This is a genomic window from Niastella sp. sgz303648 (genome assembly GCF_059587045.1).
In genome coordinates this window covers 50898-63480 of record NZ_JCAPSW010000014.1, presented here as the reverse complement: position 1 = coordinate 63480, position 12583 = coordinate 50898, and the positions used below count along the sequence as shown (strand labels likewise).

The window sequence follows — 12583 nt, the reverse complement described above, 5'->3', positions numbered from 1 at the left end:
AGCGAAGGAATTTGCAAACTTTAATCATCTGTTAATGCATAGTGAAACAAATGCTTTCAATATTTGCATGTATATTATCGTTACAACTAACTGAACACCTGCTATATGAAACGAACCATATTATTCCTTGTCACACTCTTTTTGTACTCATGTATTACAGCACAACCACAAAACCTGCTCAGCGGAAAATATACTGCCGCTAATTTGAAAGAAATTTTAATACCATGGGCTCAATGGATGCCCTTTCCCAAAATCAATGACCGCGCCGGATGGGCCAAAGCCAATGAACCCATGATGCAGGCCATTGTTAAACAGGCAAACACCTATATTAATTATAAATGGCCTTCCATTCCCGCCACTTCTTCCCTGCTTATTGAGCGCACCGGCGACAGGAGCGAATACCAAAGCATAAGCGCTGAAAAACGCGAAGTGCTGGCCACTTTGTTACTGGCCGAAGTATATGAAAATAAAGGACGATATATTGATCCCATCATTAACGGCGTATGGAATATATGCGAAGAATCTTTCTGGGGCGCCCCGGCCCATTTGCCTCACAATAAAGAATACAGCGGACTGATGGATGTTTCGAAACCGTTTGTTGAACTCTTCAGTGCCGAAACAGCCACCTTTTTAGCCTGGGTTGATTATTTTTTGGGCGAAAAGCTCGACGCCGTATCGCCACAAATAAGAAAGCGCATTTATTATGAAACCAACAATCGCATTTTTCAGCCGCTGATGACCAAACAACATGGATGGATGGCCGCAAATGCCAATGGCCGTCCGCCAAACAACTGGAATCCCTGGATCTGTTCAAACTGGCTGAACGCCGCCCTGTTGCTTGAAAGAGACGATAACAAACGGACCGAAATGGTAGCAAAACTGCTTACTGTGCTCGATGCATTTGTAAACCCGTATCCGGCAGATGGCGGTTGCGACGAAGGACCGGGCTATTGGGGAGCCGCAGCAGCTTCGCTGTACGACAATGTATCTATGCTGAACCTCGCCACCAATAATGCATTCAGCTATGTGTACAACGACGAAAAAATAAAAAACATGGCCCGCTTTATTTACCGGGCACAGATAAGTCCTGCTTATTTTTTAGACTTTGCCGATGCCGATCCGCAGCCAGGTATGGCCGCCAACATGATATACCGTTTTGGAAAAGATATTCACGATACCAGTATGATGCAGTTCGGCGCTTATTATCGCAAACCGGCAGATGGAAGGGGCAGCCGGTCGCATTTTTTCAGAACATTGTTCTCCTTGTTTATGCAGGATGAATTTCAGCAGGCCCCAACAGCACTTCCCCTGCCTGCCGATGTATGGTTCCCCGGCATTCAGGTAATGGTGGCCCGCGATAAACAAGGCAGCACCGATGGCCTGTTTGTAGCAGCTCAGGGTGGTCATAACGACGAAAGCCACAACCATAACGATGTTGGCAACTACATTGTATACTACAACGGCTTTCCGGTTTTGATCGACGTAGGCCGCGGTACCTATACACGCAAAACTTTTAGTGATAAGCGTTACGACATATGGTCCAACTGCTCAGAGTATCACAATACACCAACCATAAACGGAGCCAATCAGCTACCCGGTGCAGCCTTTAAGGCCACCAATGTGGCATATGATAAAAGCAAAACATTTGCGCAGCTGTCGCTCAATATAGCCAGCGCCTATTCCGAAAAAGCCGAAGCAAACAACTGGCAACGTTCTATACGGTTGAACAGAGGTAAAAATGTTACTGTTAAAGATGTTGTTACGCTTAAAAAAGCCGATCATATCACAGAGCACCTGATGACCTGCTACCCGGCCGAGGTAAAAAAACCGGGCGAGCTGGTAATACATTATCAACTTAAAAACGGCACTGCCAAAGACTTCATCATTCAATACAATGCCGGCCGCATGCAACCCACTGTTGAAAAAATTCCGTTGACAGCGATGGAAGACAAAGGCATAATGGAAAAATGGGGCGATAATATCTATCGCATCAATTTTGATGTAACCACACCTAAAACCAATGAAGTAATTCAGTTTGTGATAATGCCTCAATAGAAGGTGGCCATTTTGCTGAAATAAAATATCTTATTTTTATCATATAGTTCACCGTTGTTTATTTCAGCAATATGCAGATAAAGCCGCTGGCAAAATATAAACACACCCTGTTGTATGGCGTAGCTATGGCCATTCTGTTATTTGTGCTGAAGTGGCTCGAATTACGCTTTGTAATCATTGACCACGCACTTGAAATTTATATCGGCGCCATTGCCCTGATCTTTACTGTTCTGGGCATATGGCTGGCGCTGAAACTCACAAAGCCCAAAGTTGAAACCATTGTGATAGAAAAGGAAGTGCCTGCACCTTCGGTCAATGGTTTTACTTTCAATGAAAAGGCATTGAACGATCTCGGGTTAAGCAAACGCGAACTGGAAGTATTGCAGTTAATTGCCGAAGGATTAAGCAACCAGGAGATCGCCGCTCGTTTATTCGTTTCCCTGAATACTATTAAAACACACTCGTCGCGTATATTCGAAAAACTGGATGTGAAGCGAAGAACACAGGCCATTGAAAAGGCTAAACGCCTGAACCTCATTCCATAAAAAGACTCACTCTTTAGTATAAAAATGCCGGGTGATGCCAAAATCACCCGAAAGTATGAACGGAATTATGGGCGCATGGTTCATTTTTGTGATGAAACAAGCAGCAGTATAACAACTGCCTGTATTCATAAAACCAAAGCTTCAAACATGAAAAAAACCGTAATTGTATTTGGACTGATTGCCGGCGCCATCGTTTCCTTATTATTGATCATCACGGCCATTTGTTATATTAAAGCTGATTTTAAGGGCAGCGAGGTGGTAGGCTATACCGGTATGCTGGTTGCCTTTTCGTTTGTGTTTATTGGCGCTAAAAATTACCGCGATAAATATAATAACAGGGTCATTAGTTTTGGAAAAGCGTTCAGGATCGGGTTATACATTACGCTGGTGGCCTCTACCATGTATGTGCTGGTATGGCTGATAGAGTATTATGTTTTCTTCCCCGACTTTATGGAAAAATACTGCGCCCATGCCATCAATCAGGCAAAAGCAAGCGGCCTCAGCCAGCAGCAGCTTGATAAAAAAATTGCCCAAATGAGCTCCATGAAAGAAATGTATAAAAATCCCCTGTTTGTAGTGCTGTTCACCTACCTTGAAATATTACCCGTTGGCATTATCATTTCACTCATCAGCGCCCTTATTTTAAAAAGAAAAGGCAACCCGCAGGTTGCGATAGCATAAATAAGGCACAGGAAGACAAGGTACAAGGCACAAGCCGTTCAAATTTAGTCAGCCTGACTAAACCGCAAGACCTTGTGCCTTGTGCCTTAATAAAAAAAGTCCCGCCGAAAAGCGGGACAGGCCCGAAAGTGGTTTTTCATAGGAATTTCTTTGACTGGTCGGTCGGCAGCCACCAGGGACGGACTACGGACTATCTCTTTACGATAGAAAAAAATGATGGCTTTCGTTAAACATATTAAACTGTTGTTGACGGTTGAACATACCAACTTCCGGAACCTGCCTGCCTAACGGCATTGCTTTACCGAAGCTATGCCTGGGCATAGCAAACGGGCTTTAAAACTTTTTGATATATCTATAAGGCGTATCGCTTCATACTTATGACGGCGCTTTTGTTATCCTTGGCTATTGAATTTACATATATATAAGCCCGGTATTTATGATCACCTGTTTCAACCCATATACCGCCTTCCTGTTTCATGTTAATGACATAGTTAGGTTCATTGGAAAGATCGAGTTGTACAAAATCAGGGTCATCGATATAAATTCCGTATTTCAACTGTGCCAGGTTAAAATCCTGCAGGTTAAATGCTTTACGTTCAAATGTGCTTCTGTTAACGCCTGCAGGCAGGGTGATACCGGGTTTATAAGTAGTATCGGCAGCAGGAGAAACAAAAGCGTGATTAAAGGTGCTGGTGGTTAAATTGCGGTATAAATACACCAGGTCGATGCTGCCGGGTTTGGTAGCGGCATCTGTTGCATTGTAAGCGGCCATATCGGCTATTGAAATATACATCAGGTTACCATCAGAAATAGCGATGTTGCGTTTCATATCCATTTTTGCAATGGTATAAGGCCCCATTTTGTACGATACCTTTTCGCCATTGCTGCTTTCGGCCGAGAAAGTAAATGAAACCTGTTGTCCGCGCGCCGCATCAGGAACTACATAGTAATACCGGAGCGTGGCTGCCATAGTATCTTTTGTAAAAGATACTGTAGTTACATTTTTATTGGTAACAGAAGGATCGCCGATCTGAATGCCCACATCGGTGCCGCTGCTATTGGTGTAATAGGATTTATTTTCGAGCCAGGTTCCTGCTGCTCCGTCGATCGACGCTTCGACTTTCGCTGAAACCAGTTTTCCTTTTTCGGGCAAAATAGCCATGGCATAGGCAAATTCAATGTTATTGCCAACTATATTCGGCCCCTGGGTTCTTTTAATACAATCGTTTTGTAAAACATCCTTGGGTGTGGGAACTTCATAGTCATTCTTTTTACAACCCGCCAATACAAGCAGCGCTGCTGTTGCAAGCAAAGATGTGTATTTCAGATATATTGATTGATGTTGCATTGCATGTTATTTACTTGTTTAAAAAATCGGGAAACGGCAAACGGTAAAGGTGAACTATAAAAGAACTGCGAACTTCAGGCGCACCGCGGCTGCTTATGCATCGCCGGGATACCGCGTTACACCATCAGCTTCCGTTTGCCGTTTCACGTTTCACGCTCTATCGGGGTTGAACGGTTATTAAAACTTTATAGGTTTTTTGTACCTGCCGGTTCCCTGAAATAACTGTATACTGCTTTGGGTTCGACAGATCGGAAAAGTCAACCTTTCCTACGATCTTGGGATCCAGTTTGCAGTCGGAAGCCAGGGTGAATTGCGGATACAGGTTTTTCAGGTCGGTACCAAACACTACCGTAGCGCTTACTGTTTGGGCGGTGGTGTCAACCACAAACGATTTCAGTACGGTTACATAATCTTCACCCAGTAATTCAAAACTGCTTACATAGCATTCTGCCCTTGTAGTAATCAGCAAACCATCGTCATCTACCGGGTAATTTTTTTTGCATGAAGGCGCTGCTGCCGACACCAGTAAAAGGGCTATTATTGATTTTATGATCGTTTTCATTATTGTAATTTTTTATGCGCGTTTGGCGTTTAGCGTTTAGCGTTTAGCGTTCAGCTTATCTCCAGGGAATATTCTGTGTAAGATTCGGGTTGCGGTCGCGTTCGGCCTGCGGAATTTTGAAAATATAGTTTTGCTGATACTCACGAGCCGAAGTATTCTGATAATACCGGGTTACATCTGCACCCCATGTATCTTTTGTCATTATACCCGCAGAACCGGGAACTCCCCAGATTCTTTCTATAGCTCTCCAACGCCTGATATCAAACGAACGTTGGCCTTCGCCTATCAGTTCAATAATCCTTTCCTGTTCAATAGCGCTAAAGAAACTTGCATAGTCTGCTGTTTTTGAAGCAGCGAGTACAGGCAGGTTACCCCTGTGTCTTACTTTATTAACAAGGTCAATAGCATCGGGCAATGGTCCGCTTACTTCATTGGAAGCTTCGGCATACATCAGGTATACATCGGCCAGGCGAATCACCGGCCATGCAAAGTCGCCATCGCTACGGCCCTGACCGGCATAGTTGCGTACGAATTTGCGAAACACATAACCTGTATTGGTACCATCGGTATTATAGGAGGCAGCATAGTCTATACCATTTACAGTCACCTTCGTGCCCCATGTTTTATAAACCAGGGGAACCATGCCGGTTGGCTGAAGCGAGCTCATGCTCATCATCAGTTCATAATCCCACAAAATGGTAGCTTTCATGCGATAATCGCGATTGGCATAGGTGTTGGGATTAACCGCTGAGTTAACCCTTGTTCTTGCATCGGCAACGGTTGTGGGATTTAATCCAACCATTTTTGTAGCAAAGTCGCCGGTAGTAATTAACTGGTACCTGTCGGCTATTTCATAACGCGGCGACACCCAGCATTGCGATGCCTCTTGTGAACGGCCGGCAAAATCACGCATCAGCTCTTCGCCCTGACTGGATCCGGTGCCGCCGTGTGTAAACACAAGCAACATTTCAGGATCGCCATTGGCTTTCGGCGTAAACAGGTGATAATAGTTAGGTAGTGTATCGGCTTCCCCCAATCCATCGATTGGGCCGGGATCGCCTCCTCTGAAAAGGGTTAAACCATAATCGGTGATCACTTTTTTAAAATCCGCTGCTGCCGAAGTAAAAGCTGCCTGTGCAGAAGCGGCATCCTGGGTAAAACCTTCGAGCTCGGGCCAGCCATTCTTTTTCCAGGAGCCCCAGTACAACAGTACTTTACCGCGCAAAGCCAGCGCTGCGGCCTGTGAAGCGCGTCCTAAAACAGCCCCTTTGGCAGGAAGCGAATTGTATGCAATGGTTAAATCGCTCAGTATAGAATCCTTTACCTGTCCGATGGGCATACGCGAAAGACCTGTTGCTAAAGCATTGGCATCATCTGCATCGCTGGGTACCGTGGTACTGAGAAACGGCACATCGCCCCACATCGAAATCAGCTTAAAATAAGCAAGGGCACGCAACATACGCGCTTCACCTATAATGGTCTTCAGGTTTTTCTGTGTGGTAGTATCAGAAAACTTTGTTACCAGGCTGGAGGTATTGTCTATAACATAATTGGCGCGGTTAACGGCACCATATAAGTAACGGAACATTTTATCGAAGCTGCCGCCATAGCCCGAAGGGTTATAGTTGGCACTGTTATAGGCATCGCCCAAACGAAGGTTACCGCTGGTAGTGCTATTGCTGGCGTTGCGGGTTCTTGTATACTCTCCCTGACCATCAAAATAGTAATCGCGATCGAAGCAGGGCCTGATAGAAGCATACAATCCCATCAGGGCAAAAGTGGCATCGTTTTCAGTTTTCCAGTATTGATTAATAGCAACATCTGTGGTTGGATCCTGATTGAGCAGATCTTTTCTACACGAAGATTGAAAAAATATGCTTCCGGCCAGAACTGTTATAGCAAGTAGTGTTGAATGTATTTTTAATATTTTCATAACGGCAGCAGTTTTAAAGGCCTAATTGAATTGACAGATTGTAAGATTTAACAAGCGGGTAAGCGTTGTTGTTACTTCCTGCCTTTTCAGGATCGAGCCCGCGGAACTTAGTAAGGGTTCCAATGTTTTCGGCCGATCCGGCAATACGTAAATTATTTACACCGGCTTTGCTGAGGAGCTTTTTAGGAAGGTTATAACCAACCTGAACGTTTTTCAACCGTACATAGCTCATGTCGTCGAGCCAGAAGGTCGACATACCTGCTCCGGTAGCTCCTGTTGTTTGGTTATTATTGCCACCCAAACGAGGCCAGGCCCCACCCCTGTTATCCCATGACCATGGATTATACCAGTGGTCCCAGGTAGATGCATAGCGCGCCGCGCTGAAGTTTGCATTGTTGTAGTTGTTTAACCAGAAATCTTTACGACCCATGGCCCCCTGTACCATAAAGGCTACATCAAATCCTTTCCACATGGCATAACCGCTCAATGCGAGATAGGTAGAAGGCCGGTCGCGGGTGATGTTGGTATAGGCTTTCATATCATTGGCATCGATACGGCCATCACCATTCAGGTCTTTGCGAAGAATGTCGCCCGGTTGTGCTCCCTGAGGTGTGGCCTTATACACATCGGCCCAGGTTTGTGCAATACCAATAGCCTGGTAGGCATATACAAAGTTGTAAGGCATATCAACAAATATATTGGCGCCTGAATTTTGTACGCCCCTGCCGATATATTCGTTCCATTTTTCGAGTTTTGTTTTGTTATACGAAGCGTTTAAACTTAAACCGTAAGCCACACCAAGTATATTGTCTTTCCAGGTAAAGTTACCTTCAACACCACGGTTTCTCAGGTTACCGATATTTTTGCGTGGAGGTGCATAGGCGCCCGTTAAAAGAACCGATACATCAGAAGGACGGTTCATGCCGGTGGTAAGCCTGTCATAATAATCCAGCTCGGCAGTTAACCTGTTATTAAGGAAAGCCAGTTCAAGACCTGTATTGAACACGGTGGTTTTTTCCCATGTTAAATCGGGGTTCTGCAATTTGGCGTTGGCAAATCCTCTGATTGTACTACCGTTAATCATATAGGGCGTGCTTCCCAGCGTAGGTTGCTGCTCGTACCGGCCTACACCACTGTTATTACCTAAACCACCATACGATACACGCAGTTTACCATTGCTTAAAAAACTGCCGGTATACTGGTTAATAAAAGGTTCATTGGTAAAGCGCCATCCTACAGCCACTGAAGGGAAGAAACCATACTGGTGGCCAGCCAAAAATTTAGAAGAACCGTCAACACGGAAGTTTCCTTCGAGCAGGTACTTGTTATAAGCAGTATAGTTTATACGGCCGATGTACGAGCGAAGCCCTTCGGTAGTGGAATTACCGGCAGAAGCCTGTACATCCTGTAACGCAGCATCGATTTCAGTAAGATAGGGAGCATACCGGTCGTTGCGCGAACTGCTCTGAAAACGATCGTACCAGTATTCTTCGCTGTACACAAACAAGGCATTGATGGTGTGATTTGCAAACAGCGTTGTGTTATAATTTAACCGGCCATTCATCATGGTTTTATAACCGGTGTAGGTAGCATTGGCTATACCCGCATTGGTTCCCACCGTAACACGGCTGCCGTACGAATTGGTTTGAAAATTCCATGCCTGGTTGGGTATATTGGCATTTACATTAAACTGGTTGTAATACGTAAGCGAATAATCAACCGTACCGGTTAAGCCTCTTACCGGGCTCCAGTCAAAATACATCGTTGCATTGGCTTCCTGGCGGGTTTGCTTACTAAGACTGTTCTTATAAACAGTGTACGGGTTGTACGCCTGGGGATCTTCGCCATAGGCCATTACGCCGCCATAATGATCTGTAGCAGGATCATACGGGGTAATACCGGCAATGGCATATTGCAGATCGAGATTGGTTGAATCGGTAAACCCTTCGTCGAGGGCATAGCTGAATTTCGACCAGTTGCCATTAAATTTTATACCGGTGTTCATATTGTTGCGCACCTTATAGTCGAAATTGAAACGGGCGTTGTATTGCGAATAGTCATTGTTGAGCTGTAATCCTTTTTCATCACGCATGCCTACCGATGCAAAAAAGTTCGATTTATCATTGCCACCGGATGTACTGAGGTTATAGTTCCGGAAAGCGCCATCGCGGGTGATAACACTCCACCAGTCGGTATTCGGATAGTCAAGCGGATCGATCATGCCCAGGGCCATCCACTGGTCGATAGTACCATTTTTAAAACGTTGGTCAACAAGAGCGGTATTAACAGCAGCGAGGCGTTGTTCAAGCGTTAAGGCACGCGGATAATCAGCCATAAACGAATAGGCCTTTACCGGTTTTTGCAACGCCATATTGGAGGTAAAATTGAGCGATGTTCTTTTCGCTCCTTTACCGGTTTTGGTAGTAATAAGAATAACGCCGTTGGCGGCTCTTGATCCGTACACCGAAGCCGAAGTGGCATCTTTTAATACAGAGATCGTTTCGATGTCGTTCACGTTAATGCGGTTGATGTCTACATCGGGCATACCGTCAACAACTACCAGCGGACTGCTGTTGTTAACAGTTCCCAAACCGCGAATCAATAAAACGGCTCCGTTTTTACCGGCCATACCGGTATTTTGGGTAGCCGCCAAACCGGGCACCATGCCCGATAAAGCCGAAGAAACGTTTGGCAATGCACGGCCGGTGATCTTTTCATCAACATTCACCGTACCAACAGCGCCTACGAGGTTTACTTTCTTTTGCTTACCATAACCAACCACCACCACATCGGTGAGGTTGCTGGCTTTAAGCTTCATGGAAATGTAGTATTCGTTGCGACTGTCAACAACCAACTCGGCTGTTTCTAATGAAGTAGAAGTAAAAACCAGGGTTTCGCCTACTTCAGCAATAATTGAGAAAATGCCTTTTGCATTTGTTTTTGTTGCGTTTTTACCGCCTTTAACAGTCACAGTAACATCTGGTACAGGCGAGTTGGTTTCATCGGAAACCAGGCCTGAAATCGTTTTCAACTGAGCCTGTGAAAATAAAGGAAATAAAAACAGGAGGAGAAGGGTACTGAATGGGCGCAAAGGAATCCCGGCACGCCCCAAGCGAGGTATTGGCATAAGCAATCAGTTTAGAAGTTAGTATTTAACGACCGTAAACTTGGTAAAAAAAGCTGGAATCGTTTTCATAAATCGGCTTATTTATTTACTGAAACGTTTAAGTAGATCGCGAAATCGGCAACACAATAAGCATAAAAAACAACTGTAATGCTGCTGTGCATTTCATTGTAATTTTCAATAGAAGTCAATCACATACAGGGTTTTATCCAACAGCGTACCGGCAGTTGTTTCACCGTTATGAAACACGGCAATGCTGTTCATTCATTTTTCATAGTGTTATTGCAAAATAACCTGTTAGTATATGTTATGGGTTAAAATATACTGTTAGTACCCTATAGCTGCAAGACTTACACACTACCCAAAAACCACTAAACTTTGTTTCGGGTTTGTGCCCGCCAAGATGACCCGGTCGGACGGGGTTTGAAGTTTGTGGTTGCTACCGCGCTAAATTGTGTTTCGGGTTTGTGCCCGCCCGGATGACCCGGTCGGACGGGGTTTTTGGTTTATTGTTGCTGCCGCGATTTGGGATTTCATTACAGAAATCAAACACCTTAAAAATATAAGAGGACCAAAATTACTCAGTAAGATTCACTGAAAGAACCACAAACCTCAAACCTCAAACTATAAACTGAATTAAAGAACCACAAACCATAAACTGTTTCGCGCCCTTGCGCGACCTTAAATTAATAGCATTGCCCGAAGGGCTAAAATATGAGTAGCTCCGGGCGAGGCCCGGAGAATATTAAAGCAGTAACTTTAGCTATAGAAAGGAATACCAACAGATGACTAAAAAGGCCTCATATGCTAAAAGTATTGTCAATACAAATTGCAGATACAATTGATATCAAACAATTTAAAAACGTTTTTAAGGCAGAATTGCTGCATGAGGACTCGGATGAGTTGTTTTACCGGGTAAAAGCCCCCCAGAAGTTTGTTTATATTTTTAAATATGGTATTATTTGTTTTCTGGAATACAACGAAGTAGAGATCATGGGTTTTATTCAGGCCATTTTACCCTACTGCAAAAATCCCTACGACCAGCACATCAGCGACGAATTTGACATTGAAGTAAATGCCCCCCGTAATAAGTTTGGCTATAATAAGATAGAAATTGAAAATGCCGGTACCGAAAACCTGCGCCTGATCATGCTGCATGTATCGCAATCTGTAGCGCTCGACCATTTCAGTCAGCAAACCAACATGCTGCTCGAAGAAACAACGCACCATACTCAGCAACTCGAAAAAAAAGGGCGCCTCGATGTTTCGGGCACCAATTTGAAGAAGTATATCGGCCGCACGCTGAATATTAAAAACCGCATCGAAGCCAATCTGTATATTTTTGATTCACCCGAAGAAACCTGGGAAGATGAAGACCTGAACCGGCTCGACATAGGGTTGAAAAAAACATTCGACCTGCAGGCACGGTTCAGGACTATTCGCGAAGGACTGGAAATAGTTAAAGAAAACCTCGACTTATTTAAAGATCTGCTTCAATACCGTAACAGTATTGTGCTTGAGTGGATCATTATCATTCTTATTCTGGTAGAGGTTATTAACCTGTTTATCGAAAAACTATTCCGCTAAAGCCGCTTTTGATTTTTTAACCTTTACACTGCGCTTCGTAGCTTTTGAATTTACTTTTTTACCGTTCACTTTAACGGCTTTACCATTTACCTTTTTGGCTTTTCCATTCAGTTTGGTGGCATTGCCATTTACTTTGGTAGCATTTCCGTTCACTTTGGTAGCCTTTCCGTTCACCTTATGGGCATTTCCGTTCAGCTTTCTTTCTTTTTCATCAACACGAATGTTATGGCGTATTACCTGCCAGTACTCTTTGCCATAGCTTACAAAAATTTCAGAATTAGCCGGAATATCCTTTGTTGCCTCGATAAACACGCGCACGCCATCTTCAACATACTCCGCATTGTTCTTTATTTCTTTAACGCGTTGTAAGCCTCCGGCATCGTTTGCGTAACGGGCCAGCGCGCCTTTGTCGTTCAGTGCATCGATAACAAAATTGCGTTTTACATAGTAGATATAAGGGCTTTCATCTTTATCGGCCTGCACTTCTTTCCATGTTCTTGTTCTGCCCTTGTACTCAACAATGCGGGTCCCCTTTGGAATAAATTTCCTGGTAAATAATCCTTTTCCTGCAGCGGGTAAAGTGGATTTCTTCACGAACAACTGTTTCTCCAGTAATGCCATTCAATAAATAAATAAGTAGTTTTAAAAGATGCTTTTGCTATAAATCAAATCCAACAGGCCAATAAACGTACTATATAGATGTTGATTGTTTGAGTACAATAATATTCCGTATCACAATAACCGAAAT

General features: G+C 44.1%; 9 protein-coding genes. 4 read left to right on the top strand and 5 right to left on the bottom strand.

What is annotated here, in order from left to right:
* The first annotated feature begins 105 nt into the window (after nt 1-105).
* The 3 genes from AC59IL_RS30095 (at nt 106) to AC59IL_RS30085 (ending at nt 3281) form a co-directional block, all read left to right on the top strand.
* Nucleotides 106-2055, top strand: a complete 1950-nt coding sequence (locus tag AC59IL_RS30095; protein WP_496555950.1) for a heparinase II/III domain-containing protein — start codon at nt 106-108, stop codon at nt 2053-2055.
* A 71-nt stretch (nt 2056-2126) separates the two neighbouring features.
* Entirely contained in the window at nt 2127-2600 is a 474-nt protein-coding gene (locus tag AC59IL_RS30090) for a response regulator transcription factor (protein ID WP_496555949.1), read from the top strand.
* 147 nt (nt 2601-2747) lie between these two features.
* Complete coding sequence (locus AC59IL_RS30085) at nt 2748-3281, top strand: DUF4199 domain-containing protein (RefSeq protein WP_496555948.1); 534 nt, start codon at nt 2748-2750, stop codon at nt 3279-3281.
* 352 nt (nt 3282-3633) lie between these two features.
* Here the strand turns inward: AC59IL_RS30085 and AC59IL_RS30080 are convergent, their stop codons facing one another.
* The 4 genes from AC59IL_RS30080 to AC59IL_RS30065 form a co-directional block, all read right to left on the bottom strand.
* Nucleotides 3634-4629 (bottom strand): DUF4466 family protein, encoded by a 996-nt coding sequence (locus tag AC59IL_RS30080; RefSeq protein ID WP_496555947.1) that lies wholly within the window; start codon nt 4627-4629, stop codon nt 3634-3636.
* Between the two features lie 157 nt (nt 4630-4786).
* Nucleotides 4787-5191 (bottom strand): SGBP N-terminal domain-containing protein, encoded by a 405-nt coding sequence (locus AC59IL_RS30075; protein ID WP_496555946.1) that lies wholly within the window; start codon nt 5189-5191, stop codon nt 4787-4789.
* Between the two features lie 55 nt (nt 5192-5246).
* Nucleotides 5247-7124, bottom strand: coding sequence for a RagB/SusD family nutrient uptake outer membrane protein (locus tag AC59IL_RS30070; protein ID WP_496555945.1), 1878 nt, complete (start codon nt 7122-7124; stop codon nt 5247-5249).
* Nucleotides 7125-7137: 13 nt separating this feature from the next.
* On the bottom strand, nt 7138-10251 hold the full coding sequence (locus tag AC59IL_RS30065) for a SusC/RagA family TonB-linked outer membrane protein (protein ID WP_496555944.1): 3114 nt from the start codon (nt 10249-10251) through the stop codon (nt 7138-7140).
* A gap of 801 nt (nt 10252-11052) precedes the next feature.
* Here AC59IL_RS30065 and AC59IL_RS30060 point away from each other — a divergent pair.
* The gene (locus AC59IL_RS30060) at nt 11053-11835 is read left to right on the top strand and encodes an RMD1 family protein (protein WP_496555943.1); all 783 of its coding nucleotides are present in this window, start codon (nt 11053-11055) and stop codon (nt 11833-11835) included.
* On the opposite strand, the gene AC59IL_RS30055 is transcribed toward AC59IL_RS30060, so the two are convergent.
* Nucleotides 11824-12429: an SET domain-containing protein gene (locus AC59IL_RS30055; RefSeq protein WP_496555942.1), complete on the bottom strand. Its 606-nt coding sequence runs from the start codon at nt 12427-12429 to the stop codon at nt 11824-11826. The two genes, AC59IL_RS30060 and AC59IL_RS30055, sit on opposite strands and share 12 nt — an antisense overlap.
* Between the last annotated feature and the right edge of the window lie 154 nt (nt 12430-12583).

Bases quoted from the DNA above. Each gene is read 5' to 3' on its own strand.
- AC59IL_RS30095 (WP_496555950.1), top strand. From the start codon at position 106: ATGAAACGAACCATATTATTCCTTGTCACACTCTTTTTGTACTCATGT.
- AC59IL_RS30090 (WP_496555949.1), top strand. From the start codon at position 2,127: ATGCAGATAAAGCCGCTGGCAAAATATAAACACACCCTGTTGTATGGC.
- AC59IL_RS30085 (WP_496555948.1), top strand. From the start codon at position 2,748: ATGAAAAAAACCGTAATTGTATTTGGACTGATTGCCGGCGCCATCGTT.
- AC59IL_RS30080 (WP_496555947.1), bottom strand. From the start codon at position 4,629: ATGCAACATCAATCAATATATCTGAAATACACATCTTTGCTTGCAACA.
- AC59IL_RS30075 (WP_496555946.1), bottom strand. From the start codon at position 5,191: ATGAAAACGATCATAAAATCAATAATAGCCCTTTTACTGGTGTCGGCA.
- AC59IL_RS30070 (WP_496555945.1), bottom strand. From the start codon at position 7,124: ATGAAAATATTAAAAATACATTCAACACTACTTGCTATAACAGTTCTG.
- AC59IL_RS30065 (WP_496555944.1), bottom strand. From the start codon at position 10,251: ATGCCAATACCTCGCTTGGGGCGTGCCGGGATTCCTTTGCGCCCATTC.
- AC59IL_RS30060 (WP_496555943.1), top strand. From the start codon at position 11,053: ATGCTAAAAGTATTGTCAATACAAATTGCAGATACAATTGATATCAAA.